The following is a 26,181-nucleotide window of genomic DNA, read 5'->3' as shown; positions in this document are numbered from 1 at the left end:
GAGCTCTTTCACTGATGGCGACTGTGTTCGAACATCGGCGCTATTCCGCGTGCGCCTGAAAGAGTTTTGATGCTACTCGTCGTCGAACAGTTTTTGAACGGATTGCAGTTCGGCCTGCTGCTGTTCCTGCTCGCTGCCGGCCTGACGCTGGTGTTCGGGATCATGGATCTCGTCAACCTCGCGCACGGCTCGCTCTACATGATGGGCGCCTATTTCGCGGCGACCTTCGCGGCCTGGACCGGCAGCTTCCTGCTCGGCGCGCTGCTGGCGCTAGGCGCCACGCTGGTGCTCGGCATCGTGCTCGAAATGTCGGCGCTGCGGCATCTCTACGGCCGCGACCATCTCGACCACGTGCTCGCGACCTTCGGTCTGATCCTGTTCTTCAATGAAGCCGTGCGGCTGATCTGGGGCCCGGCCGGCCTTGCGCTGCCGCTGCCGGTCTGGCTCACGGTGCCGGTGCCGATCCTGCCCGGCATTCATTATCCCGCCTACCGGCTCGCCATCATCGTCGTCGCGCTGATGGTTGCGCTGCTGCTCTATCTCGGCGTGATGCGCACCCGCATCGGAATGCTGATCCGCGCCGGCGCCTCCAACCGCGAGATGATCGGCGCGCTCGGCATCAACATCAAGCTGCTCTACACGCTGGTGTTCGGCCTTGGCGCCGCGCTCGCGGGCCTTGCCGGGCTGATGCAGGCGCCGATCCTCACCGTGCAGATCGGCATGGGCGAGAACATTTTGATCCTCGCCTTTGTCATCGTCGTGATCGGCGGCATCGGCTCGATCCGCGGCGCGTTCATCGCTGCGATCTCTGTCGGCATGATCGACACGCTCGGCCGCGCCTTCCTGCCGAACCTGCTGCGGCAGGTATTGAGCAGTGCCGCGGCCTCGACCGCAGCGCCCGCGCTGTCGTCCATGCTGATCTATCTGGTGATGGCGATTGTGCTGGTGGTGCGGCCGGAGGGCCTGTTTCCGGCCAACCGTCGATGAAGACTTTCACGGTAAGCAAGGCCGTCACGGCCCTGATGCTGGCGGGCCTCGTGCTGCTGCCGCTGTATTCGCAGCTGTCGGGCAACATCTTCATCCTGACGCTGTTCACCCGCGTCATCATCCTGGCGCTGGCCGCCGCGAGCCTCAACCTCATCATGGGCTTCGGCGGCATGATGAGCTTTGGCCATGCCGCCTATCTCGGCATCGGCGGTTACGCAGTAGGGATGCTCGCGCAGGAAGGCGTCGGAAGCGGCTTCATCCAGTTTCCGGTCGCGCTCGCGGCCTCCGCGATTTACGGACTCGTGATCGGCGCGCTCTCCTTGCGCACCCGCGGCGTCTATTTCATCATGATCACGCTCGCCTTCGCGCAGATGGCCTATTACGTCGCCTCGGGCCTCGCGCGCTACGGCGGCGATGACGGCCTGACCGTCTACAAGCGCAGCGACTTCTCCGGGCTGATCAACCTGTCGAACCGCACGCAGTTCTATTATCTCTGCCTCGGCTGTCTGTTCGCGGTCATTGTCCTGATCTGGCGCATCGTCAATTCGCGCTTCGGTCTCGTCGTGCAGGGCCTGCGCTCCAACGAGCAGCGCATGCAGGCGATCGGCTTCCCCGCAAAACGCTACCAGCTGGTCTGCTTCGTCATCTCCGGCATGATGTGCGGCCTTGCCGGCGCGCTGCTCGCCAACAACACCGACTTCATCAGCCCGGCCGTGATGTACTGGACCCGCTCCGGCGACCTCATGGTGATGGTGATCCTGGGGGGCATGGGCACGCTGTTCGGTCCGGTCATGGGCGCGGTGGTGTATCTGCTGCTGGAAGAGTTTTTGTCGCAGCTCACCGAATACTGGGCGCTGATCATGGGCCCGTTGCTTTTGCTGATCGTGTTGTTCGGCCGTGGCGGCATCATGGGCCTGCTCGGGAGGCTCAATCGTGGCTGAACCCTTGCTCCGCGTCGAAAAGCTGGTGCGCCGCTTCGGCGGCATTGTCGCGACGGACAACGTCTCGCTCGACGTCGCGAGCGGCGAGCTGCACGCCATCATTGGCCCGAACGGCGCCGGCAAGACCACGCTGATCAGCCAGCTCACCGGACATCTCGAGCCACATTCCGGCAGCGTTTCACTCGGCGGCCGCGACATCACCTATCTGCCGGCCTATCGCCGCTGCGCGCTGGGTCTCGCCCGCTCGTTCCAGATCACCTCGCTGCTGCTTGATTTCACCGCCGCCGACAATGTCGCGCTGGCGGCACAGGCGCATGCCGGCCACTCGTTCCGTTTCTTCGCCGATGCGCGCAAGGAAAAGGGTCTGCGCGATGCCGCCCACGCCGCGCTCGACCGCGTCGGCCTGTTGCATCGTGCCGATGTGCTGGTGTCCAGACTCAGCCATGGCGAGCGCCGCCAGATCGAGCTCGCGGTCGCGCTCGCGAGCAAGCCCAAGTTGCTGCTGCTGGACGAGCCGATGGCCGGTCTCGGCGTCACCGAATCCCAGGGCATGGTGAAGCTGCTCCAGGAGCTGCGGAAAGAAGTCTCGATCGTGCTGGTCGAGCACGACATGCCCGCGGTGTTTGCACTCGCCGACCGCATCTCGGTGCTGGTCTATGGCCGCGTCATTGCTTCCGGCGATCCCGCCGCGATCCGCGCCAACGAGGACGTCAAACGCGCCTATCTCGGCGAGGCGCATGTGGTGACGCACCATGTCTGAAAAAGCGGTGACTGACACCCTGCTCGACGTCGACGGCATCGAAACCTGCTACGGCCTCTCGCAGGTGCTGTTCGGCCTGTCGCTGTCGATCAAGCCGGGCGAGATGGTCTCGCTGATGGGCCGCAACGGCATGGGCAAGACCACGACGATCCGCTCCATCATGGGTCTGACGCCCGCGCGCGCCGGCAGCATCCGCTTTGCGGGCACTGAGGTGCGGACGCAGCCATCCTACAGAATTGCAAAACTCGGAATCGGCCTTGTGCCGGAGGGGCGCCAGATCTTCCCGAACCTCACCGTGCGAGAAAACCTGGTCGCGGCCGCCGCCGATCGCTTCGATAGCCCCAATCCCTGGACGCTGGCCGCGATCTACGTGATGTTTCCGCGCCTGGCCGAGCGCGCGTCCAACATGGGCAACCAGCTCTCCGGCGGCGAGCAGCAGATGCTCGCGATCGGCCGCGCGCTGATGACTAATCCAAAGCTGCTGATCCTGGACGAAGCGACCGAAGGTCTCGCCCCGCTGATCCGCGAAGAGATCTGGCACTGCCTGTCGCTGCTCAAGAGCCGCGGCCAGTCGATTCTCGTCGTCGACAAGAACGTCGATCATCTCGCCCGCATCTGCGACCGCCACACCATCATCGAGCGCGGCAAGACGGTGTGGAGCGGCACGTCGGTTGAGCTGATGGCCGAGCCGGATCTGCAGCATAAATATCTGGGGATTTAGCCCCCGTTCTCTCCCCGTCATTGCGAGGAGCTCTTGCGACGAAGCAATCCAGACTGTCTCCTCGGAGGGATTCTGGATTGCTTCGCTTCGCTCGCAATGACGGGGGAGAGGGCTGCGGTCCAGTTCAAAACACCTCGAAATATTCCCGATGCTCCCAATCGGTCACCTCGCTCAGGAAGCGATCAATCTCTGCATTCTTGATGTGGGTGTAGTAATCCACGAACTCCGCCCCTAACTTCTCGCGGAAGAACGGATCGTCCTTCAGCGCGCTGACCGCATCGCGCAAGCTTTTCGGCAGCAGCGGCGCCTTGGTCTCGTAGGGCGAGTCGGCCGACGGGCCGGGATCGAGCTTGCGATCGACGCCGTCGAGGCCTGAGAGAATCTGCGAGGCCATGTAGAGATAGGGATTGGCGGCGGGCTCGCCGATGCGGTTTTCCAGGCGCGTGGCGGCATCGCCGGCCCCACCGAGCACGCGGATCATGACGCCGCGATTGTCGCGGCCCCAGATCGCGCGGTCGGGCGCCAGCGAATAGGAGCGGTAGCGCTTGTAGCCGTTGATGGTCGGCGTGCTGAAGACGGTGGACGCGCGGGCGTGGTCGAGCAGGCCGGCGAGATATGAACGGCCGAACGCGCTGAGCGGTTCGCCGCTTTCTTTCGCCATGAACTGATTTTCGCCAGACGTACGCGAGACGATCGACTGATGTAGATGCCAGCCGCTCGCCAACGTATTCGGCAGTTTTGGCCGGCACATGAAAGTGGCGTGATAGCCGTGGCGGCGCGCGATCTGCTTCACGGCAGAGCGAAACAGCACCATGTTGTCGGCGGGCTCCAGGCCCCTCTTCGGCGCGAAGGTGAACTCGCACTGGCTCGGCCCGAACTCGACCTCGACCGAGCGCAAGGGCAGCCCGAGCGCGACGATGTCGCGCCGTAAAATCTCCAGCACCGGCTCCATCTGGTCGAAGCGCTGCTCGGTGAGGTATTGATAGCCATGGCTGAGCAGGCTCACCGACGGCGGCGTGCCCGGCTGGCCGGCATCCTCCGCTCGCATATGCGGGTCGTCGAGCTTGAAGATATGGAATTCGACCTCGAGCCCGGCGACGAAATCATGGCCGCGGTTGCCGATTTCGTCGAGCACCTTGCGATAGAGCCCGCGCGTCGCGAACGGCACCGGACGGCCGTCGTTGAAATACAGGTCGCACAGCACCCAGCCCGTGGTCGGCGCCCATGGCAGCACACGGAACGTTGTGGGATCGGCGACCATCAGCACGTCGGCCGCACCCTCCATCTCCTTCATGCCGAAGCCGCCGCCCGCGGTGAACACCGGAAACACCGTGCGGTGCGAGGTGTCCTTGGCGAGCATGGTGGTGGTGATGGAGCAGCCGCTCTCGAGCGACGCCATCGCCTCGGAGGCGATGATGGTCTTGCCGCGCAAAATGCCGTGCTGGTCGGGGAAGGCGAGGCGGATGACTTCGAGATTCTTCTCCTCGACGAGACGGCGCATGCGCGCTGCGGCGTCCTTCTGCTCATCCGACCACAGCGCATGACGCGCGACGAAAGTCACTTTGATTGCTCCTCAGTCACGATGCTCGACGGACGCAAAACGCCTGTCACGTTCTCCGTCATTGCGAGCGCAGCGAAGCAATCCAGAATCCCTCCGCGGAGACAGCCTGGATTGCTTCGCTGCGCTCGCAATGACGAAGGAGAGAGTATCACCCTCATTCCGCCGCTGTCAGCCGGTGCACGTTGTCCGCGATTTCTTTCGGCACCGGCGCGGTCCACGGCGCGCCGCGGCGGCGCTTGACGTCGACTTCCATCCAGTAGGTCTCCCAGCCCCGCGTCGGTCCGATGCCGTCCATGGTCGCCGGGCCCTGGATTGCGCGGGCGTTGCTGTCGTCGAGGAACAGCATGGGCTTCTGGCCGCCCAAAACCTTCTCGATCTCCTGCCGCAGCAGGCGGCGATACTGCACGATCGCCTTGTCGCTCGTGCCGAGATGCTCCTTGGTGCGGTCCTGGATCGCGCCCATCGATTCCACCGCCCACTGGTCGTGGACGTTGATGTCGTTGCCCATGCCGGTGTAGGTCGCGGTCTGCTGCTCGTGCGGATCGAAGCCGTAATCGTTGCTGCGGTTCTTGCGCGAGACGTAGTCGGGTAGCTCATAGAGATCGAGCCGCTGGTCGCGCATCTTCTGCTTGTCGACCGGCTTCGAATAGCTGGTGAAGATCGCGTACCAGTAGCAGTTCTCATCGTCGACCGGCACGTGCCACTGCGTGATCGTCATCTCCGTGCTCATGGGAATGACGAAGCCGTGCGGGAAGAGCTGATTGGTGACGCGCACGTGCGTTCGCTCCTCGTCGATCTCACGCAGAGCGATCAGCCGCAGGCCGTATTCGGTGTGCTCGACATTGATGATCGGGCGGTCGAATTCGCGCAGGATTTTCGTCATCGGCAGGTCGCTTCCCGCCGATGCGCCGCGGAATTGCTTGCCATAGGCCGTCGAGGTGTCCTCGTCCTCGAAGAAGCGGTGCAGATAGGAGGCGTGCGCGGGATCGATGCCGACCTCCAGCGCCTGGAGCCAGTTGCAGGCCATGTGGCCCTTGAACGCAAAAGTGTGCGTGCCGGGCGCGACGAAGCAGTCGAGCTCCGGAAATGCCGGCGGCTCGCCCTCGCCGAGATAGGCCCAGAGGATGCCGCTCTTCTCCACCACGGGATAGGAGCGCTGGCGGATGTTCTGGCAGAGCTTTGAATCCTTCGGCTCGGCCGGGGTCTCGATGCACTGGCCGGTGGCATCGAACAGCCAGCCATGGAAGGCGCAGCGCAAACCGCCATGCTCTAACCGCCCGAAGGCGAGGTCGGCGCCGCGATGCGCGCAATGGCGGTCGATCAGGCCGTAGCGCCCGGTCTCGTCGCGAAACAGCACGAGGTTCTCGCTGAGCAGTTTGATGGGGCGGATCGGACGATCGCCTTCCAGTTCGTCCACCAGCGCCGCCGGCTGCCAGTAGCTCCGCATCAGCTTCCCGCAAGGGTCTTTCGGCCCGGTGCGGGTGATCTGGTCGTTCTGCTCCTGGCTCATCATGGCGAGTGCATCCTTTGTGGAGTGGCGATTGTTCGCCTATTGAACGAATGGGCGAATTATGACATGCCTTGGAGAGGCAGCAAGCACTATTTTGCAGGATTGTCCGGAAGCCCATGCCCAAGCTGAAGCGGAGCGAGACCGACGAGCGCGCGACGGATTTCGTCGAGAGCCTCGATCGCGGCCTGCGCCTGCTGCAATGTTTTGGCGCGACCACAGGACCGATGACGCTGAGCGATCTCGCTCGCGCTGCCGATCTGCCGCGCGCGACCGCCCGGCGCATGCTGTTCACGCTCCAGCGCGGCGGCTACGTCTCCGGCGATGGCAAACTGTTTTCCCTGACGCCGCATGTGTTGACGCTGGCGGCGTCGTATCTGCGCTCCAATCAGCTTGTCGCCGTACTTCAGCCTGTGCTCGATCGCGTCGCGACTGCGGCGCAGGAGATATCATCGCTCGCAGTGCTCGATGGTGATGAGGTCGTGTTCATCGCGCGCAGTAGTCCGGCGCGAATGTTCTCCGGTGGTCTCGAAATCGGCTACCGGCTACCGGCGTTCTGTACCTCGGTCGGACGCGCTATGCTCGGCCAGCTCAACGATGCCGATCTCGCCACACGGCTCAAGGCGATGAAGCGCGAGGCAGTAACACCGCAGACGGAGACCGATCCCAAGGCGCTGCTCGCGCGCATCGCCACCGATCGCGCGCAAAACTATTCGCTGGTCGACCGCGAGGCCGAGCCGCATTTCCGCTCGATCTCGGTTCCCGTGCGCCGTTACGACAATGTGATCGTCGCCGCCATCAATATGGGCGCCCATGTCGATCGCGTGCCGGCGCAGGAATTGATCGAGCGTTTCCTGCCGCTGCTGCGCGACGCCGCGGACTCCGTGCGGTCGCAATTGCTGTAGCCCGGGTGAGCGAAGCGATACCCGGGAAAGGCGTCGCGGGAAGTCCCGGATGTCGCTTTGCTCATCCGGGCTACGCACCTATCGATTACGCATCCAGTCGGCGAGACCAGACAGCGCCCGATCGAGGTCCTGTCGCGCGACCGCATCCGCGACCGTCTCCTCCATCGCGCCGCGCATGCAGGCCATCCACGCGTCGCGCTCGGCATCGCCAATGGTAAAGCCGATGTGCCGCTGCCGCAGCCGCGGATGGCCTTTCTCGGGAGAATAGAGTTTTGGACCGCCGGTCCATTCGGTGAGATAGCGCTTCAGCACGTCCCTGATCAGGCCGAGGTCGCCCGCATGCATCGCGCGGATGATCTTCGCCTCCGGCAGCGTATCCATGCGGTCGTAGAAACGGTCGACCAGAAGGTCGATCGTGGCACTGCCGCCGATCCGCTCGAACATGGAGATTGCGGCGTCGCTGTCGGTCATTTCTACAGCGCCACACTCCGCAGCCCGAAGCTGCGGGCTTCGTTTTGCAGCACCGGCCGCACCGCATCGATCAGCCTTGCAGCGGCCGCATCGACCGACAGCCCCGCCGTATCCACCACCGCTGTCGCGCGCGAATACAGTGGCTCGCGGCTGAGCAAGATGTTGCGCAGCTCGGCCATTGCGGAGCGGTCATCGGCCATCGGACGCAGATCGCCCTGGCGGCGGACGCGGGCCATGTGCTCTTCGGGCTCGGCCTTCAGCCAGATCGTGTAGAACGACGACAGGATCTGGTCGAAGGTCAGCGGCTCGGAGACGATGCCGCCGCCGGTCGCCAGCACCATCAGCTCGTTGCGCGCGAGCAGTTGCTGCAGCGCTGCCTGCTCCATGCGGCGAAAGCCTTCCTGGCCGTAGAGCGCGATGATCTCGGCGACCGAGAGGCCGTTCTGCTGCTCGACCTCCTTGTTGAGCTCGACAAAGCTCCAGCCGATCTTCTTCGCCAGCATTCGCCCAAGCGTCGATTTGCCGGCGCCGCGCAGGCCGATCAGCGCGATGCCGCAGAACGGCGCGCGCCGTGGGGCCGATGCGCTGCCGCCGGCGAGCAGGTCCTTGGCCTGCGCGATCTGTGCAGGCGTCGCCTTGCGCAGGAGATCGCGGAACATCTGCCAGTCCGGTGTCGGGTCTGCCGAGGGGAGCAAATCTTCCAGATGCGCGCCCATCGCGTCGGAGACGCGGCGCAGCAGCACGATGGAGACATTGCCCTTGCCGCTCTCGAGCTGCGCGATGTAGCGCTCCGAAATCCCTGAGACCTTGGCAAGCACTTTGCGCGACATGCCGCGCAGCGCGCGCATGGTGCGCACGCGTTGGCCGAGCTGTTCGAGAAATCGGGATTCGGCGTCGGGACTGTCGATCATGGACCTTCTTTAGCGGATGCCTTCTTTAAAGGAGGCCTTGCAGCGTGTTTTAATGAAACATAATGCCTGCTAGCATTGACAGCAAGCCGTCGCAGTGTCTTTGTATGAATTATAATTCTAAGTTCGGGGGAGACGACCGTGAGCGAGGGGTCCTATAACGCGGTGACCTGGCTGCTCGACCGTAACGTCGAGGAAGGGCGCGGCAACAAGCTCGCCTTCGACGACACCGTCTCGCGGCTCACCTATGGCGAGCTCCAGCGCGAGACCCGCCGCGCGGCCAACATGCTGCGCCGGCTTGGCGTCCGTCGCGAGGAGCGCGTGGCGATGATCATGCTGGATACGGTCGATTTCCCGGTCGTTTTCCTCGGCGCGATCCGTGCCGGCATTGTGCCGGTGCCGCTCAATACGCTGCTCACCGCCGATCAATATGCCTACATCCTCGCCGACTGCCGCGCGCGCGTGCTGTTCGTCTCCGAGGCGCTCTATCCCGTCATCAAGGACGTGGTCGGCCGCATGCCCGACCTCGAGCATGTCGTGGTCTCCGGCGCCAAGCAGAATGGCCACAAGCAGCTCTCCGAAGAAATCGCAGGCGAAGGCGATCAATTCACCACCGCCGCGACGCATCCCGACGAGCCGGCATTCTGGCTCTATTCGTCGGGCTCCACCGGCATGCCCAAGGGCGTGCGTCACATCCATTCGAATTTGCAGGCGACGGCCGACACCTATGCGAAGCAGGTGCTCGGCATTCGCGAGAGTGATGTTGGTCTGTCTGCGGCAAAGCTGTTTTTCGCCTATGGCCTCGGCAACGCGCTGACCTTCCCGATGTCGGTCGGCGCTACCACGATTTTGAACAGTGAACGGCCGACGCCAGCGCGTATGTTCGACCTGATGAACCGCTACAACCCGTCGATCTTCTACGGCGTGCCGACCCTGTTCGCGGCGATGCTCAACGACGAGACGATGAAGAGCGAGCGCGGCGGCGGCGCTTTACGCATCTGCACCTCCGCCGGCGAGGCGCTGCCGGAATCCGTCGGCAATAGCTGGAGATCGCGCTTCGGCGTCGACATTCTCGACGGCGTCGGCTCGACCGAGCTGTTGCACATCTTCCTGTCGAATGCGCCCGGCGACATCAAATACGGCTCGTCCGGCAAGCCGGTGCCGGGTTATGCGGTGCGGCTCGTCAACGAAGCCGGCCAGGACGTCGCCGATGGCGAGGTCGGCGAACTGCTGGTCGATGCGCCCTCGGCCGGCGAAGGCTACTGGAACCAGCGCCACAAGAGCCGCCGCACCTTTGAGGGCCCGTGGACCCGCACCGGTGACAAATATGTCCGCGATGGTGAAGGCCGCTACACTTTCTGCGGCCGCGCCGACGACATGTTCAAGGTCTCCGGCATCTGGGTCTCGCCGTTCGAGGTCGAAAGCGCGCTGATCACACATCCCGCCGTGCTGGAAGCCGCCGTCGTGCCCGAGGCCGATCCGGAAGGCCTGCTGAAGCCAAAGGCCTTCGTTGTGCTGCGTCCCGGCGCGAAGGTGACGGACTTGCAGGAGATGCTCAAGGACCACGTCAAGCAGAAGATCGGCCCGTGGAAATATCCGCGCTGGATCGATGTGGTGGAATCCTTGCCGAAGACGGCGACGGGGAAGATCCAACGCTTCAAGCTGCGTGACGGGGCGAATTGAGAGCGCTCAGTGCGATGCACACTGCTGCACCAAACTCCGCTGCGCTCCCTCCCCCCTTGCGGGGGAGGGTAGGGGAGAGGGGAAGCCCAGCAAACGGTGTTTGCTGTCGCGCACCAGATGTTCTTCGTCACAGCGGGAGTCCCTGTGTGGCACCCCTCTCCCTAGCCCTCCCCCGCAAGGGGGGAGGGAACGACCGAGCCAGCGGACGCATCTCGTTCTAACTGCGCGCACGAAGAAGAGTGACAGCATGTCAAATCTCCCCCCGACCGGCTTCCTCAGCATCGGCGGCTCCAGCCTCGAATACAAATGGCTGGCGCCGCAAGCTGCCGACGCACCGACCATCGTGATGCTGCATGAAGGCCTCGGTTCGGTCGGCCTCTGGGGCGATTTTCCCGAGAAGCTTCGAGACGCCACCGGCGCCGGCATCTTCGTCTACTCGCGCGCGGGCTATGGCCAGTCGAGTAAGGTCGCGCTGCCGCGGCCGCTTGATTACATGCAGCGCGAGGCGCTGGATGTGCTGCCGAAAATCCTCGATGCGATTTCCTTCAAGCGCGGTCTGCTGCTCGGCCATTCCGACGGTGCCTCGATCGCGACGATCTATGCCGGCGCGCATCAGGATCACCGGCTGCAAGGCCTCGTGCTGATCGCGCCGCATTTCATCGTTGAGGACATCTCGGTGGCATCTATCGCCGCGATCAAGGCGACCTTCGAGACCACGGACCTCAAGGCAAAACTCGCGCGCTGGCACAAGGATGTCGACAACGCCTTCGTTGGCTGGAACGGCGCCTGGCTCGATCCAAAGTTCCGCGATTGGGACATCTCGGAATATCTGGCCTATGTCCGCGTTCCTGTTCTGATCGTGCAAGGCGCGGAAGACCAATATGGGACATTGCGACAGGTCGAAATTGCGCAGGAAGAGTGCTACTGTCCGGTAGATTTAAAAATCATTTCAGACGCGGGCCATTCCCCGCATCGTGAAGCGCCGGGGGCGACGCTTGACGCAATTGAGCAATTTGCAAGGGCGGCCCTGCGCGACGATCAGGGACTTCAGGGACGCGCCGCATGATTCTGCGGAGGCACATCCATGAATGTGCCTTCACATGCGACCGGCCAATTGCCGTGGCCGCGCTGGGCCTATGTGCCCGGCGAGACCGGGGCCGATGCCGACTCCGAGACGCTCGACATGGCCAAGGCGCTGGTGCCTTCGGCCTTCCGCGGCTATGTGCCCGCGCGCCATCCGGCGCTGCGCTACGGGCTCACGCTCAACGACCGCGGCTATTTCTGGGAATCGCAGGAGGTGCTGGAGGCGGTCTGGGCCGCAGCGCCGCAAGGCGGGCGCGAGCGCATTCTGCTTCGCACCTGCATCCACGTCGCCAACGCAAATCTGCGGCTGCGGATGCAGCGCTCGCATTCGGCCGCGCGCCTGTTCGGCGAGGCGCAGGCAGAGTTGCGGGCGCTGAACTCGCGCAAGGCGCTGGCCGGCGGCGACGGCTTTGTCGAGAGCTTTCCGGTCCCGGCGCTCAACGCGCTGCTCCAGGCTAAGCTCGGCCGTCCCCAGCTCTCCAAGGCCGACTGGATCGCGCTCAGCGCCATTGTGCGGTCCCAGTAGCCTACATGAAGCAAAATGCATATTGTCTCGTCTAAGGGCTAGACGCGCTCAAAAAGATGCATTATTGTGCATCTAACGCTACGGCGAAAATGCATAATCAAGCTCAGGGTGGTCCCATGGCTGGGGAAGATCGGCGCCTCGCAGGCGGCGCGACATTCATCGATTTCCAGACCGAACCATCCCGCTACAAGCACTGGAAGCTCGCGGTCGACGGCGATGTCGCCACCCTGACCATGGACGTCGACGAGAACGGCGGCCTGTTCGAAGGCTATCTGCTCAAGTTGAATTCCTACGATCTCAGCGTCGACATCGAACTTGCCGACGTAATCCAGCGGCTGCGTTTCGAGTATCCGGAGGTCAAGGTCGTGGTGATGCGCTCGGCCAAGAACCGCGTGTTCTGCGCCGGCGCCAACATCCGCATGCTTGCGGGCTCCACCCACGCCCACAAGGTGAACTTCTGCAAGTTCACCAACGAGACTCGCAACGGCATGGAAGACTCCTCGGAGAACTCCGGCCAGCGCTTCATCACCGTGGTGAACGGCTCCGCCGCCGGCGGCGGCTATGAGCTTGCGCTGGCGACCGACCACATCATCCTCGCCGACGACGGCGCCTCGGCGGTGTCGCTGCCCGAAGTGCCGCTGCTCGCGGTGCTTCCGGGCACCGGCGGTCTGACGCGCGTCGTCGACAAGCGCAAGGTGCGCCGCGACCACGCCGACTTTTTCTGCACCATCGAGGAAGGCGTGAAGGGCAAGCGCGCCGTGCAATGGCGTCTGGTCGACGAGATCGCGCCGAACTCGAAGCTCGAGGCCAAGGTCGCCGAGCGCGCCAGGGAATTTGCCGATGGCTCGAAGCGCAAGGCCAGCGGCAAGGGCGTTGCGCTGACCCCGCTCAAGCGCGTCATCGACGAGACCAGCATCCGCTACGGCTTCGTCACCGTCGACATCGATCGCGCCGCGCGTATCGCCACCATCTCGATCAAGGCGCCCGAGGTTGCGCCGCCAGCCGACATCGACGGCATGATGGCGCAGGGCGCTTCGTTCTGGCCGCTGCAAGTGGCGCGCGAGCTCGATGACGCCATCCTGCATCTGCGCATCAACGAGCTCGAGATCGCGATGCTGGTGTTCAAGAGCCATGGCGACCGCGCCCATGTGCTCGCCGGCGACGCCTTCCTCGAAGCCAACAAGGCGCACTGGCTGGTCAACGAAATCAGGCATTACTGGAAGCGCGTGCTCAAGCGCATCGACGTCACCTCGCGCACGCTGGTGACGCTGGTCGAGCCCGGCTCCTGCTTCGCCGGCACGCTCGCCGAGCTCGTGTTCGCCGCCGACCGCTCCTACATCCTGATCGGCACGCGCCAGGGCGACAACCGCCCGGCGCCGTCGATCGAGCTGTCGGCGATGAATTTCGGCCCCTATCCGATGAGCCACGGCCTGACGCGTCTGCAATCGCGCTTCCAGGCCGACCCGTCCGATGTCGAGCGCGCGGAAGCCACGATGGGCACCGCGCTCGACGCCGAGCAGGCGGAAGAACTCGGCCTCGTCACCTTCGCGCTGGACGACATCGACTGGGACGACGAGGTCCGCGTGTTCCTCGAAGAGCGCGCCAGCTTCTCGCCCGACAGTCTCACCGGCATGGAAGCGAGCCTGCGCTTCGTCGGCCCGGAGACGATGGAATCAAAAATCTTCTCGCGCCTCACCGCATGGCAGAACTGGATCTTCCAGCGTCCCAACGCCGTCGGCGAGGAAGGCGCGCTGCGTCGCTACGGCAGCGGCCAGAAGCCGAAATTCGATATGACGCGGGTGTAGCTACCCGTGTCCCGGGCGCGCTGCGGCATGAAATGACGCTGCGCAGAACCGGGACCCAGACGGACCGAACAATAGGTCCCGGCTCAGCAGTGCAGCACTTCGCGGCTAGCACTGCGTCCGGGACACGAGACGGAGCAAGGAGCACGGCCATGAACATCATGAACGTCGACTACTCGACCAAGATTCCGAACAACGTCAATCTCGCTGAAGACCGCCAGGTGCTCAAAGCGCTCGAAGGCTGGCATCCCGGCTACATGGATTGGTGGAGCGACATGGGGCCGGAAGGCTTCCAGGAGTCGCTGGTGTACCTGCGCACCGCTTACTCCGTCGATCCGCGCGGCTGGGCCAAGTTCGACTATGTCCGCATGCCCGATTATCGCTGGGGCATTTTGCTTGCGCCGCAGGAAGAGAACCGCGTCGTTCCTTTTGGCGAGCATTTTGGCGAGCCGGCCTGGCAGGAAGTCCCGGGCGAATATCGCGCCATGCTGCGCCGCCTGATCGTGATCCAGGGCGACACCGAGCCTGCCTCCGTCGAGCAGCAGCGCCACCTCGGCAAGACCGCGCCCTCGCTCTATGACATGCGCAACCTGTTCCAGGTCAATGTCGAGGAAGGCCGTCACCTCTGGGCGATGGTGTACCTGCTCCAGAAGTATTTTGGCCGCGACGGCCGCGAAGAGGCCGACGATTTGCTGCGCCGCCGCTCGGGCGATGCGGATAGCCCGCGCATGCTCGGCGCCTTCAACGAGGCGACGCCGGACTGGCTGTCCTTCTTCATGTTCACGTACTTCACCGACCGCGACGGCAAGATGCAGCTGCACTCGCTGGCGCAGTCGGGCTTCGACCCCTTGTCGCGCACCTGCCGCTTCATGCTGACCGAGGAAGCGCACCACATGTTCGTCGGCGAAACCGGCATCACCCGCGTCGTGCAGCGCACTTGCGATGCGATGCGCGAGGCCGGCATCACCGATCCCACGGATATCGCAAAAGTCCGTGCGCTCGGCGTGATCGATCTGCCGACCATCCAGAAGAAGCTGAACCTGCACTATACGCTGTCGCTTGATCTCTTTGGCTCGGAAGTCTCGACCAACGCGGCGAACGCCTTCAACACCGGCATCAAGGGCCGCTATCACGAGACCCAGATCGACGACGATCACCAGCTCAAGAACGCGACCTATCCGGTGCTCAAGTTCATCGACGGCGAGATCAAGCTGGTCGACGAGCCGGCGCTGACCGCGCTCAACATGCGCCTGCGCGACGATTACAGCCAGGATTGCGTCAAGGGCATGCTGCGCTGGAACAAGGTGATCTCGACCGCGGGCTACGACTTCCAGCTCAAGCTGCCCAACGTCGCGTTCCATCGCCACATCGGCGAGTTCAAGGCCATTCATGCCACGCCGGATGGCCTTTTGATCGACGAGGCCAATTGGGCGCAGCGCAAGGATAATTGGCTGCCCTCGACCGCCGACGGCGACTTCATCAGCTCGCTGATGCAGCCCGTCACCGAGACCGGCGTGTTCGCCTCGTGGATCTCGCCGCCGAAAGTCGGCATCGACAACAAGCCCGGCGATTTCGAGTACGTGAAGATCGAGTCGTAATCTCTTCACCTCTCCCCGCTTGCGGGAGAGGTGCGTTTTACTGCGCGCTACCCCGCGATCTCGAGCCCTGCATTCGCATACACAACGCCGCCGTCGACAGCGATGGTGTTGCCGACCACGTAATCGCCCGCACGCGAGGCGAGATAGATCGCGACTCCCGCCATGTCTTCATCGGTTCCGATCCGCCGCGCCGGAATGCGCTTTGCGACTTCGTCCGAATGGTCGCGCGCGGCTTTGTTCATGTCGGACTTGAACGCGCCCGGCGCGATCGCCGTGACGTTGATGTTGTCCTTGATCAGTTTCGTCGCCATGCGCCGCGTCAGATGAATCACGGCGGCCTTGCTGGCGGCGTAGGAGTAGGTCTCGCTCGGGTTGACGAAGATGCCGTCGACCGAGGCGATGTTGATCACCTTCGCCGGGCGCTCATGCGAAGCCGCCGCGCGCAGCGGTTTGGCCAGCGCCTTGGTCAGGAAGAACAGCGACTTGACGTTGAGGTCCATCACCTTGTCCCAGCCGCTCTCGGGGAATTCGTCGAACTCCGCGCCCCAGGCCGCGCCGGCATTGTTGACGAGGATGTCGAGCTTCGGCTCCAGCTTGATGATTTCCGAGGCGAGCCTGTCGCAGCCTTCGACGCTCGAGATGTCGATCGGCAGCGCGATGCACTCGCCGTCATACTGGCCTGACAGCTCTTTGGCCGTCGCCTCGCAGGGGCCTGCCTTGCGCGCGGTGATGTAGACCTTCGCCGCGCCTTGTGCGAGGAAGCCCGCCGCGATCATCTTGCCGATGCCGCGTGAGCCGCCGGTCACGAGCGCGACGCGGCCTTTGAGCGAGAACAGATCGTTGAACATGGTGCCTCCCTTGATTTGGCGTCCGTTGTGAGCGGGGCGGGCAGGGGAGTCAAGGAATGCGCCGGTGTGGCGCGGTTGCGGAGATCGGGGCCTACGCCGCTGCAAACCTGCGAAAGCCGTTCCACATCGCGGTCGCCGCGCCCGAGGTCAACACCGGCAAAATCCGCGTGTCCTGATAATTGCCGTTGAGCGAGACGCGCGGCAGCGCGGTCATGTGGCGCCCGTTCTCGGCAAACAGCATGCCCGGCCTTGTCGTCACCGCGGTCTTGAAGCCGGCGGCTGCGGCCAAGGCGAATTCGCGTTCGCCGGCGGCTTCGCGGTCGCCATAGGGATAAGCGAAGTGCAGCACGGGACGCTCCAGCGCGTGCTCGATCCGTGCGCGGCTCTCGGCCATCTCCTGCGCCGCGATCTCTTCGCTTTGCCTCGCAAGATTGCAATGGCTGACGCTGTGTGCGCCGATCGTCACCAGGGGATCTGCGGCGAACTGCTTCACCCCGTCCCAGGACAGGCAGAGGCCGCGGCACAGCGCTTCCATGTCGACGCCGTGCCTGACGCAGAGCGCGGCGATCTCGCGCGCCAGATCATGCTCGCCGGGCAGCGCGCGCAGCCAGTCGTGCAGGCGGTCGAACGCCGCCTGTTTTGCGGCCGGCGTCGTCGCATCGAGCCGCAGCGTGGAATTGCCGATGCTGACCTCGATCTGCTCGGCTTTTGCGATCACGGCTTCCAGCGCCGCCCACCACAACCGTCCGGTGCCTTCGGCAAAATCGCTGGCGACATACACAGCCAACGGCGCGTCAAATTCGCGCAGCACCGGCAGCGCAAACTCCAAATTATCGCGATAGCCGTCGTCCAGCGTGAAGGCGGCGAAACGGCGGGCGAACCGTCCTTGCACCAGCCGCTCATGCAGCTCGTCCATGCTGACGACGTCGATGTCGCGCGAGCGCAAATGGCTCAGCGTTGCGCGCAGGAAATCGGGGGTGACTTCGAGGTGCCGGTTCGGCTGGAACGCGCCCTCGCGGGCCGGACGCACGTGGTGCAGCATGAAAATAGCGCCGACGCCCGACAAAAGCGGGCGCAGCAGATGGTGCGCCCCGCTGAAATAGAGTGCTCCCAGCCCGGCGCGGATGACGTTGTTACGGAGTTGTTTCATGACCGGTTGGCCGACCCCTGGCATTCCACCCTCTATTTAAGGAAGGACCCTTGAAGAAAAAGTTATTCCAATTGTTCACGCAAGGGGCCCGGAAAGGCGTCATTTCCGGTTTGACAGCCCGCCAAGGGTTTGTTTTGTCTCCGGTTCCAGAGTTCGGGTCGTCGAATGCAGAAGCTTTTCAGGTGGGCCGGTAAATGGTGGCCGGGGTTGATCCCCCTGGCTGTCATGTGGGGATTTGCGGCCTGGAATAACACCTTGCCGGTCGAGGCCGACCTGTCGGCCCGCAGCTCGGCCGCCCTCAAGGACACCGTTCTGGACAAGACCCGGATCGCCGTGGACGGCCGCGACGTCAGCCTGGCTGCCGACGCCTTTTCCGAGGAAGGCCGCCGCGACGCGGTCATGACGGTCGAGCTGGTCCCCGGCGTGCGCCTGGTCGACGACCGGACCCGCCTGGTTCCCGAGGCCAAGCCCTTCGTCTGGAACGCCGAACGCGACGTGGTCCGGGTGACGCTATCAGGCTCCGCGCCCCTGCCTTCCATGAAAACCCGCCTGACCGAGGCGGCCCGCAAGGAGGTCGGCGGTGCAGAGGTGGCCGATCAGATGGGGCTGGCGCGTGGCGCGCCTGCGCGATTCGAGGCGGCAGCGATGCTGCTGCTCGACCAGATCGGCAAGCTCAAGGACGGCAAGATCACGATCACAGACACCAAGGTCGATCTGTCGGGCATGGCGCGCGACCTCGGCGGTCGCGAAGCGATTGCGGCCGCGCTGAAGAATTTGCCCGAGGGTTTCTCGATCGCGGCCAACGACGTCAAGGCGCCGCCCTACATCTTCCAGGCCTACAAGGATCCGGTTGCAGCGACCGTGACGCTGACCGGCTACGTGCCGGACAACAATGTGCACGCAGCGATCGCAAGCAGCGCCTCGCGAAAATTCTTCACCGAGAAGGTCGTGGACAATCTCAAGGCCAGTGCCGGTGCGCCCGCTTCGTTCAACACGGCCGCGGTCGCAGCACTTGGCGCGCTGTCGCGGCTGTCCACCGGCACGCTCGTGGTGTCCGACCGCGAGGTGAAGCTGTCGGGCGATGCGCTTTATGAAGGCGCCGCCAACGACATCCGCGCAGGCCTCGGCAAGGACTTTCCAAAGAACTGGCAGTACAAGCCGGAGATCACGGTGAAGCCTGCGGCAGGCCCGGTTGACGGCACCGTCTGCCAGCAACTGTTCACGGAGCTGCTGAACAAGGGCAAGATCCGCTTCGCCACCAAGCGCGCCGACATCGATCCGGATTCCGCAGGCATTCTCGATCATCTGATCGAGACCGCGCTGCGTTGTCCCACCACCAATATCGAGGTCGCAGGCCACACCGATGCCGACGGCGAGGATGCCTTCAACCAGGCTCTCTCCGAGAAGCGCGCGCAGGCGGTGATCGACTATCTGGTCAAGGCCGGGCTGCCCGCCAGCCGCTTCACCGCGGTCGGTTATGGCGCCACGCAGCCCGTTGCCGGCAACGACACTGACGACGGCAAGGCGCAAAACCGCCGCATCGAATTTCTGGTGAGGTGACGATGCCCTATCTGGTCTCGTTTCATATGGGTTGGTTGATCGGCTCGCTGCTGCTCGGATTTTGCATGGGCTGGATCTCGGTGGTCCAGCGCGGCAACGGCACCTCGAAGGTCACCGCATACTGGCTTGCGGCGCTCGCCGTCGCCCTGGTCTCGGCTTCGTTCGCACATGTGGTGCCCGGCCGCTTCGGTTACTGGCTCGACCTTGGGCTGGTCATGTTCGCCTGCTACCTCGTCGGCTGCACCATCGGCGCCTGGCTACGCGACCGGGTGGTCGCGCGGAGCATGCCGCCGGCCGCTCCGTGATGTTGCCGTGCACCCTGACCATTGTGGTTGGGCGCCGGGAGCAGGAGCCTGCTGCCATGGCCTTCGGCGCATCGGAAAACCGTGAACAACGCGGCCCTTACCCCCCTCTTTCAACAGGCAGGCGCGACCCATAGATTGATTTCGGCTTAAGGCGTGGCGGAACATTGTGCGGCCGAAATCATCAAAACTTCATGGCGCCTGCGCAGGATTGCCATGGAGATTCGCGTCAGTCCTGCCGCCGAAAGCGCCAAACCGTGCATCCGGAGCCCGCAACCTGCCTAAAACATTGAAGGCACGAGTTTTTGTTCGAATTGCCGAATTCCACTCCGCCCCAAAACGCGCTAGTGGAAGGGCGGGGGGCATGCGCGATGCCGGAGCCGGCGGTGAAGGTTCGTTGAGTGCCTGTGCGTCGTCCGCCTGTTCGCCGGCCACCCCGGCCGCTGAAGCGTTGTTCGAGGTCTAGATGCTGGAAGCCATACGCAGAGCGATGACGATTCTGCGCCAGAAGCAAATCCTGCATAAGCTCGGCGTTGTGATCAGCGTCGCGGTCATCGGTATCGCTTGCTATGTGCTCTACCACATGCTGCGCGGCATCGACACGAACGAGGTGATCGAGGCGATCAAGAGCACCGAGCCGCGCCAGATTGCGATGGCGGGGCTGTTCGTCGCAGCGGGCTATTTCACGCTGACCTTCTACGATTTGTTCGCCGTGCGCGCGATCGGCCATTCCCATGTGCCCTACCGCGTCAATGCGCTCGCGGCCTTCACCAGCTATTCGATCGGTCACAATGTCGGTGCCAGCGTCTTCACCGGCGGCGCGGTGCGCTACCGCATCTATTCGGCCTATCGGCTGAACGCGATCGACGTCGCAAAGATCTGCTTCCTCGCCGGCCTGACCTTCTGGCTCGGCAACGCCGCCGTGCTCGGCCTCGGCATCGCCTATCATCCGGAGGCGGCGGCCTCGATCGACATGCTTCCGCCCTGGCTGAACCGGACGTTTGCGATGATGATCCTCGCAGCGCTGGTTGGATATGTGGTCTGGGTCTGGACCCAGCCTCGGGTGGTCGGGCGCGGCCCGTGGACCGTGGAGCTGCCGGGCGGCCCGCTGACGCTGCTGCAGATCGCGATCGGCATCATCGATCTCGGCTTCTGCGCACTGGCGATGTACGTGCTTGTCCCCGACGAGCCCAATCTCGGCTTCGTCGTGGTGGCGGTGATCTTCGTCTCGGCGACGCTGCTCGGCTTTGCCAGCCACTCGCCCGGAGGGCTTGGGGTGTTCGACGCCGCCATGCTGGTCGGGCTCTGGCAGATGGACCGGGAGGAGCTGCTCGGCGGCATGCTGCTGTTCCGCGTCCTCTATTATCTGTCCCCTTTCGTCATATCTGTAATCTTGCTGACGTTTCGCGAAGTTATCATCGGTGCCCGATCGAAGCGTTTGCAGCAGGCGGCGCTCAAGCTCGACCCCGGCCCGGCGCCTGAAGCCGCCTATGTGAGAGAGCGCAGCGACAGCGGCGCCTGACCGGCACCAAATCGTTAAGACGAGCCCTCCAGGAGAAGCCCGCCCCGATGGCGATCGACGCCCCATCTTCTCCCTCCGCCCAGCCCTGGTCCGACCGGCTGCGGCACTCGACGATCATCCTGATCGCCGCAGCGCTGGCGCTGTCGGTCGTGGTCTCGCTCGGCGAATTGTCGGCGCTGCACGCCATTGCCGTGTTCCTCTGCATTGCCGTTGCGGCCCTGATCCCGTGGCGGCTGCACGATACCGCCGCCTCGCGCGACGACACCCGCCGTATCAATCCGGTCGAGAGCGCCGCGGTGGCTGCGGTCGTCGCCGGCATGCCGGATCCGGCGGTGCTGCTCGACCGTGCCGGCCGCGTCATCCATCTCAATGCCGCCGCCGCGCAGCTCGCGCCGGCGCTGCGCCGGAACGAGCTTGCCCAGTTCGCGCTGCGCTCGCCGGAGATCATCACGGCGCTGCGTGAGTCGATCGCGACCACCGAGCCGCGGCGCGCGACCTATCTCGACCATGTCCCGGTCGATCGCTGGATGGAGCTGATCATCACGCCCGTGCCGGTGCCGACCAGCTTCGGCGGCGCCGACAAATGCATGCTGATGACCTTCCACGACCAGACGCCGCTGCGCCGGGTCGAGGAGATGCGCGCCGACTTCGTCGCCAATGCCAGCCACGAGCTGCGCACGCCGCTGGCCGCGCTGTCGGGCTTCATCGACACGCTCCAGGGCCAGGCCAGGGACGATCCCAAGGCGCGCGAGCGCTTCCTCGGCATCATGCACAACCAGGCCACCCGCATGGCGCGCCTGATCGACGATTTGCTGTCGCTGTCGCGGGTCGAGCTGTCGGCTCATGTGCGGCCCGACACCCTGGTCGACCTGCTGCCGATCATCTTCCAGGTCGCCGACGGGCTCGAGCCGCTGGCGCGGGAACGCCAGGTCGAGGTCGAGACCAGCCTGCCGGAGGCACCGGTGATGATTGCGGGCGACCGCGAGGAGCTGCTTCGCCTGTTCGAGAATTTGATCGAGAATGCGCTCAAATACGGCGCCTCGGGTGGACGCGTCATCGTGACGCTGACCCCCGGCGCGGCCCCTGATGGAACTCAGGAAATCCGGGTCTTGGTGCGCGATTTCGGCCCCGGCATCGCGCCCGAGCACCTGCCGCGGCTGACCGAGCGGTTCTACCGGGTCGACGTCGGCGACAGCCGCTCGCAGGGCGGCACCGGGCTCGGATTATCGCTGGTGAAACATATTCTTAACCGCCATCGCGGCCGGCTGGTGATCGAAAGTGTACCCAAGCAGGGCGCCACTTTCACCGCCTGTTTTCCCCAGGTCAGGATGCCGGGAGCGGCCTGAAATTCAAGCAATTTCAATTGCTTGGGTGTGTCATCCAGCTGTCACGAAACCTTCGTAAAAGCACAGCCGACCGCTCCTAAAGGGGCGGCACGGGGAGCGCGATCGGGCGCTGATGGCGCTTCGCTCCCCTGTATGGAGACCACCATGAATTTCATCAAAACTATCGTCGCTGCCGGCTTGGTCGCCGCAACGACGACGGCGGCCTTTGCTGCCGACATCACGGGTGCAGGTGCGACCTTCCCGTTCCCGATCTATTCCAAGTGGGCTGACGCCTACAAGAAGGAGACCGGCAACGGTCTGAACTACCAGTCGATCGGTTCCGGCGGCGGCATCAAGCAGATTCAGGCCAAGACCGTGACCTTCGGCGCGACCGACGCGCCGCTCAAGGCCGAGCAGCTCGAGAAGGACGGCCTCGCGCAGTGGCCGATGGTGATGGGCGCCATCGTTCCCGTCGTCAACATCGAGGGCGTCAAGGCCGGCGAGCTGGTGTTCGACGGCGAGACCCTCGCCAGCATCTATCTCGGCAAGATCACCAAGTGGGACGACGCCGCGATCAAGAAACTCAATCCGAACGTGAAGCTGCCCTCGGAAGCCATCACCGTGGTTCGCCGCTCGGACGGTTCGGGCACCACCTTCAACTTCACCAACTACCTCGCCAAAGCGAGCGCGGAGTGGAAGAGCAAGATCGGTGAGGGCACCGCGGTCGAGTGGCCGGTCGGCGTCGGCGCCAAGGGCAACGAAGGCGTGTCGGGCAACATCAGCCAGACCAAGAACTCGATCGGCTACGTCGAGTACGCCTATGCCAAGCAGAACAAGCTGACCTACACCGGCCTCGTCAACAAGGCCGGCAAGACGGTGCAGCCGACCGTCGAGGCCTTCCAGGCGGCCGCTTCCAACGCCGACTGGGCCAAGGCTCCCGGCTACTACGTCATCCTGACCGATCAGCCCGGCGAGAAGTCCTGGCCGATCACGGCTGCGACCTTCATCCTCATGCACAAGGACGCGACCGACAAGGCGGCCTCGCAGGAAGCCATCAAGTTCTTCCGCTGGGCCTTCAAGAACGGCGGCAAGGCGGCTGAAGAGCTCGACTACATCCCGATGCCCGCGGGCGTCGTGACCCTGATCGAGAAGACCTGGGCTGCCGAGATCAAGAGCTAAGCGCTCATCTCGTATCCCGGACGCGGAGCAGCAAATCGTGCTGCTCCGCAGAGCCGGGACCCACAACAGACCAGGCCCCGGATCAGCATCGCACCGCTTCGCGGCTGGCGCCGCATCCGGGGCACGAGACCAGGCAAAAGCGTATATTAAACGGGTACAGGGGATCGGCGTGGCAGAGATGGCCGTTCAGAGCGATATCGTCGACGACGTCGGACCATATGATCGCGCCAAGGCCTTGAGCGCGTTCAAGCTCGGCGACGTCACTTTCTACTGGATCACGCGGCTTTCCGCGATCTCAGTGCTGCTGATCCTCGGCGGCATCATCATTTCGCTGATCGTCGGCGCCTTCCCGGCGATGAAGGAATTCGGCTTCGCCTTCCTGTGGACGCAGCGCTGGGCGCCGTCGGCCGATCCTCCCGTGCTCGGTGCACTCGGCCCGATGTACGGCACGCTCGTCACCTCCTTCATCGCGATGCTGATCGCGATTCCGGTCGGTCTCGGCATTGCGATCTTCCTGACCGAGCTCTGCCCGCAATGGCTGCGCCGCCCGATCGGCATGGCGATCGAGCTGCTCGCCGGCATTCCCTCGATCATCTACGGCATGTGGGGCTTCTTCGTGCTGGGCCCGTTCCTGGCCAACACCTTCCAGCCCTTCATGATCAAGATTTTCGACGGCGTCCCCGTTCTCGGCGCGATCTTCGCAGGACCACCGTCCTATCTCAGCCTGTTCAACGCCGCGCTGATCCTCTCGATCATGGTGCTGCCCTTCATCACCTCGATCTCGGTCGACGTGTTCAAGACGGTGCCGCCGGTGCTGAAGGAGGCCGCCTACGGCGTCGGCTGCACCACTTGGGAAGTCGTCCGCAGCGTGGTGATCCCCTACACCCGGGTCGGCATCATCGGCGGCGTCATGCTGGCGCTGGGCCGCGCGCTCGGCGAGACCATGGCGGTCACCTTCATCATCGGCAACTCGTTCCGTATCTCCTCATCGATCTTCGCCCCGGGTACCACGATCTCGGCGGCGATCGCGTCCGAGTTCGCCGAGAGCGACGGCCTGCACCAGTCCGGCCTGATCCTGCTCGGCCTGCTGCTGTTCGTGCTGACGTTCTTCGTGCTGTCCGGCGCGCGGCTGATGCTGATGCGGTTGGACAAGAAGGCGGGGAAGTAAGGTCATGGCCCTCAATCCGATCTATTCGCGCCGTCGCCGCAAGGACATCGTCATCCGTGGGCTCTGCTTCGCAGCGGCCGCCTTCGGCGTCACCTGGCTTGCGCTGATCCTGATCACGCTGCTCTTCAACGGCCTGGCCGGCCTCAATCTCGAGCTCTTCGTCGCGGACACGCCGCCTCCGGGTTCGACCGAGGGCGGCCTGCGCAACGCCATCGTCGGTTCGGTCATCATGACCGTGATCGGCGTCGGCATCGGCGCACCGCTCGGCCTGTTCGCCGGCACTTACCTCGCCGAATACGGCCGCAACGACAAGCTGACCTCGGTGATCCGCTTCATCAACGACATCCTGCTCTCGGCGCCCTCGATCATCATCGGCCTGTTCATCTACGGCGCGGTGGTGGTGCCGATGCGCGGCTTCTCGGCGATCGCCGGGAGCCTCGCGCTTGCCGTCATCGTCATCCCGGTCGTGCTGCGTACGACCGAGGACATGCTGCTGCTGGTGCCGAATCCGTTGCGCGAGGCGGCGTCCGCCCTCGGCCTGCCGCGCTCGCTGGTGATCAAGCGGATCGCCTATCGTGCGGCCCGATCTGGTCTCATCACCGGCGTGATGCTGGCCACCGCCCGCGTCGCCGGCGAGACCGCGCCGCTGCTGTTCACCGCACTGTCGAACCAGTTCTTCAGCCTGGGCCTGAACAAGACGATGGCCAACCTGCCGGTGACCATCAACAACTTCGTGCAGAGCCCCTATGCCTACTGGAAGCAGTTGGCCTGGAGCGGCGCGCTGCTGATCACTTTGACCGTGCTTGCCTTGAACATTGGCGCGCGCATCCTGAGCGCCGAGAGGACTGCAAAATGAGCGAAATGTCTGTTTCCGTCAGTACGGCCTCCGTTCATCCCGGCTCGCAGCCGCTGCCCGAAGCTCCGGCCAAGGTGACGGTTCGCAACCTCAATTTCTATTACGGTGAGCACCACGCGCTGAAGAACATCAACCTGACGCTCGGTGCCAACCGCGTCACGGCGTTCATCGGCCCGTCGGGCTGCGGCAAGTCGACCCTGCTGCGCATCTTCAACCGGATGTACGACCTCTATCCGGGCCAGCGCGCCACCGGCCAGCTCATGCTCGACCAGACCAACATCCTCGACCCCAAGCTCGACCTCAATCTGCTGCGCGCCCGCGTCGGCATGGTGTTCCAGAAGCCGACGCCGTTCCCGATGACGATCTACGAGAACATTGCCTTCGGCATCCGTCTCTACGAGAAGATCTCGAAGTCCGAGATGGACGGCCGCGTCGAGAAGGCGCTGCGCGGCGGCGCACTGTGGAACGAGGTCAAGGACAAGCTCAACGCTTCCGGCCTGTCGCTCTCCGGCGGCCAGCAGCAGCGCCTCTGCATTGCGCGCACGGTCGCGGTGCGGCCTGAAGTGATCCTGTTCGACGAGCCCTGCTCGGCGCTCGATCCGATCTCGACCGCCAAGGTCGAGGAGCTGATCCAGGAGCTGTCCGAGGACTACACGATCGCGATCGTCACCCACAACATGCAGCAGGCGGCCCGCGTCTCCGACAAGACCGCCTTCATGTATCTCGGCGAGCTGATCGAATTCGACGACACCAGCAAGATTTTCACGTCGCCAACCGATCGGCGCACGCAGGATTACATCACCGGCCGGTTCGGCTGA

24 protein-coding genes are annotated in these 26,181 nt (G+C 64.2%); 18 read left to right on the top strand and 6 right to left on the bottom strand.

Going from position 1 to position 26,181, the window contains the following annotated elements; translation table 11 throughout:
* Window positions 1-69: 69 nt before the first annotated feature.
* The 4 genes from BMW89_RS34220 to BMW89_RS34205 are packed head-to-tail and all read left to right on the top strand — an operon-like array spanning window position 70 to window position 3,409.
* Window positions 70-987 carry a branched-chain amino acid ABC transporter permease gene (locus BMW89_RS34220; RefSeq protein WP_092034743.1) on the top strand — a complete coding sequence of 306 codons (918 nt, stop codon included), beginning with the start codon at window positions 70-72 and terminating at the stop codon, window positions 985-987.
* Window positions 984-1,928, top strand: coding sequence for a branched-chain amino acid ABC transporter permease (locus BMW89_RS34215; protein WP_092034742.1), 945 nt, complete (start codon window positions 984-986; stop codon window positions 1,926-1,928). The genes BMW89_RS34220 and BMW89_RS34215 overlap by 4 nt, the downstream gene beginning before the upstream one ends.
* Window positions 1,921-2,688 (top strand): ABC transporter ATP-binding protein, encoded by a 768-nt coding sequence (locus BMW89_RS34210; protein WP_092034741.1) that lies wholly within the window; start codon window positions 1,921-1,923, stop codon window positions 2,686-2,688. The genes BMW89_RS34215 and BMW89_RS34210 overlap by 8 nt, the downstream gene beginning before the upstream one ends.
* Window positions 2,681-3,409 (top strand): ABC transporter ATP-binding protein, encoded by a 729-nt coding sequence (locus tag BMW89_RS34205; RefSeq protein ID WP_177196522.1) that lies wholly within the window; start codon window positions 2,681-2,683, stop codon window positions 3,407-3,409. The genes BMW89_RS34210 and BMW89_RS34205 overlap by 8 nt, the downstream gene beginning before the upstream one ends.
* Window positions 3,410-3,533: 124 nt before the next feature.
* Here BMW89_RS34205 and BMW89_RS34200 read toward each other — a convergent pair whose 3' ends face one another.
* Window positions 3,534-4,970, bottom strand: coding sequence for a glutamine synthetase family protein (locus BMW89_RS34200; RefSeq protein ID WP_092034740.1), 1,437 nt, complete (start codon window positions 4,968-4,970; stop codon window positions 3,534-3,536).
* A gap of 154 nt (window positions 4,971-5,124) precedes the next feature.
* Window positions 5,125-6,483, bottom strand: coding sequence for an aromatic ring-hydroxylating dioxygenase subunit alpha (locus BMW89_RS34195; protein ID WP_092034739.1), 1,359 nt, complete (start codon window positions 6,481-6,483; stop codon window positions 5,125-5,127).
* Between the two features lie 113 nt (window positions 6,484-6,596).
* Here BMW89_RS34195 and BMW89_RS34190 point away from each other — a divergent pair, with 113 nt between their 5' ends.
* On the top strand, window positions 6,597-7,382 hold the full coding sequence (locus BMW89_RS34190; protein ID WP_092034738.1) for an IclR family transcriptional regulator domain-containing protein: 786 nt from the start codon (window positions 6,597-6,599) through the stop codon (window positions 7,380-7,382).
* Window positions 7,383-7,460: 78 nt separating this feature from the next.
* Here the strand turns inward: BMW89_RS34190 and BMW89_RS34185 are convergent, their stop codons facing one another.
* Together BMW89_RS34185 and BMW89_RS34180 are read right to left on the bottom strand one after the other, a co-directional pair.
* Window positions 7,461-7,853 (bottom strand): group II truncated hemoglobin, encoded by a 393-nt coding sequence (locus BMW89_RS34185; protein ID WP_092034737.1) that lies wholly within the window; start codon window positions 7,851-7,853, stop codon window positions 7,461-7,463.
* 2 nt (window positions 7,854-7,855) lie between these two features.
* Window positions 7,856-8,764, bottom strand: a complete 909-nt coding sequence (locus BMW89_RS34180; protein WP_092034736.1) for a helix-turn-helix transcriptional regulator — start codon at window positions 8,762-8,764, stop codon at window positions 7,856-7,858.
* A 138-nt stretch (window positions 8,765-8,902) separates the two neighbouring features.
* Between BMW89_RS34180 and BMW89_RS34175 the strand changes: the two genes are divergently transcribed.
* The 5 genes from BMW89_RS34175 to boxB all read left to right on the top strand — a co-directional run bounded on the left by BMW89_RS34175 (window position 8,903) and on the right by boxB (window position 15,453).
* Window positions 8,903-10,444, top strand: a complete 1,542-nt coding sequence (locus BMW89_RS34175) for a benzoate-CoA ligase family protein (protein ID WP_092034735.1) — start codon at window positions 8,903-8,905, stop codon at window positions 10,442-10,444.
* A gap of 247 nt (window positions 10,445-10,691) precedes the next feature.
* Complete coding sequence (locus tag BMW89_RS34170) at window positions 10,692-11,510, top strand: alpha/beta fold hydrolase (RefSeq protein WP_092034734.1); 819 nt, start codon at window positions 10,692-10,694, stop codon at window positions 11,508-11,510.
* A gap of 18 nt (window positions 11,511-11,528) precedes the next feature.
* A complete protein-coding gene (locus BMW89_RS34165; RefSeq protein WP_092034733.1) occupies window positions 11,529-12,053 on the top strand; it encodes a DUF309 domain-containing protein in 525 nt (174 codons plus the stop codon).
* Window positions 12,054-12,169: 116 nt separating this feature from the next.
* On the top strand, window positions 12,170-13,858 hold the full coding sequence (gene boxC / locus BMW89_RS34160; protein ID WP_092034732.1) for a 2,3-epoxybenzoyl-CoA dihydrolase: 1,689 nt from the start codon (window positions 12,170-12,172) through the stop codon (window positions 13,856-13,858).
* Window positions 13,859-14,016: 158 nt separating this feature from the next.
* Window positions 14,017-15,453 carry a benzoyl-CoA 2,3-epoxidase subunit BoxB gene (boxB, locus tag BMW89_RS34155; RefSeq protein ID WP_092034731.1) on the top strand — a complete coding sequence of 479 codons (1,437 nt, stop codon included), beginning with the start codon at window positions 14,017-14,019 and terminating at the stop codon, window positions 15,451-15,453.
* A 47-nt stretch (window positions 15,454-15,500) separates the two neighbouring features.
* On the opposite strand, the gene BMW89_RS34150 is transcribed toward boxB, so the two are convergent.
* Window positions 15,501-16,301: an SDR family oxidoreductase gene (locus BMW89_RS34150; protein WP_092034730.1), complete on the bottom strand. Its 801-nt coding sequence runs from the start codon at window positions 16,299-16,301 to the stop codon at window positions 15,501-15,503.
* Between the two features lie 91 nt (window positions 16,302-16,392).
* Window positions 16,393-17,451, bottom strand: coding sequence for a polysaccharide deacetylase family protein (locus BMW89_RS34145; protein ID WP_092034729.1), 1,059 nt, complete (start codon window positions 17,449-17,451; stop codon window positions 16,393-16,395).
* Between the two features lie 165 nt (window positions 17,452-17,616).
* Here BMW89_RS34145 and BMW89_RS34140 point away from each other — a divergent pair, with 165 nt between their 5' ends.
* From BMW89_RS34140 to pstB, 8 genes are all read left to right on the top strand, one after another.
* Window positions 17,617-19,011, top strand: coding sequence for an OmpA family protein (locus tag BMW89_RS34140; protein ID WP_092034728.1), 1,395 nt, complete (start codon window positions 17,617-17,619; stop codon window positions 19,009-19,011).
* Between the two features lie 2 nt (window positions 19,012-19,013).
* On the top strand, window positions 19,014-19,316 hold the full coding sequence (locus BMW89_RS34135) for a hypothetical protein (protein ID WP_177196521.1): 303 nt from the start codon (window positions 19,014-19,016) through the stop codon (window positions 19,314-19,316).
* A gap of 463 nt (window positions 19,317-19,779) precedes the next feature.
* Window positions 19,780-20,835, top strand: a complete 1,056-nt coding sequence (locus BMW89_RS34130; RefSeq protein WP_092034726.1) for a putative bifunctional lysylphosphatidylglycerol flippase/synthetase — start codon at window positions 19,780-19,782, stop codon at window positions 20,833-20,835.
* A 47-nt stretch (window positions 20,836-20,882) separates the two neighbouring features.
* On the top strand, window positions 20,883-22,181 hold the full coding sequence (locus BMW89_RS34125) for an ATP-binding protein (RefSeq protein WP_092034725.1): 1,299 nt from the start codon (window positions 20,883-20,885) through the stop codon (window positions 22,179-22,181).
* A 144-nt stretch (window positions 22,182-22,325) separates the two neighbouring features.
* Window positions 22,326-23,339, top strand: a complete 1,014-nt coding sequence (gene pstS, locus BMW89_RS34120) for a phosphate ABC transporter substrate-binding protein PstS (protein ID WP_092034796.1) — start codon at window positions 22,326-22,328, stop codon at window positions 23,337-23,339.
* Window positions 23,340-23,517: 178 nt separating this feature from the next.
* A complete protein-coding gene (gene pstC / locus BMW89_RS34115) occupies window positions 23,518-24,507 on the top strand; it encodes a phosphate ABC transporter permease subunit PstC (RefSeq protein WP_177196532.1) in 990 nt (329 codons plus the stop codon).
* A 4-nt stretch (window positions 24,508-24,511) separates the two neighbouring features.
* Window positions 24,512-25,363: a phosphate ABC transporter permease PstA gene (pstA, locus tag BMW89_RS34110; RefSeq protein ID WP_092034723.1), complete on the top strand. Its 852-nt coding sequence runs from the start codon at window positions 24,512-24,514 to the stop codon at window positions 25,361-25,363.
* Window positions 25,360-26,181 carry a phosphate ABC transporter ATP-binding protein PstB gene (gene pstB / locus BMW89_RS34105; protein ID WP_092034722.1) on the top strand — a complete coding sequence of 274 codons (822 nt, stop codon included), beginning with the start codon at window positions 25,360-25,362 and terminating at the stop codon, window positions 26,179-26,181. The genes pstA and pstB overlap by 4 nt, the downstream gene beginning before the upstream one ends.

The organism is Bradyrhizobium sp. OK095, from assembly GCF_900109945.1.
GTDB lineage: Bacteria > Pseudomonadota > Alphaproteobacteria > Rhizobiales > Xanthobacteraceae > Bradyrhizobium.
Note: the sequence above shows the minus strand (reverse complement) of the source record. Positions and strands in the feature narration are given on the sequence as shown.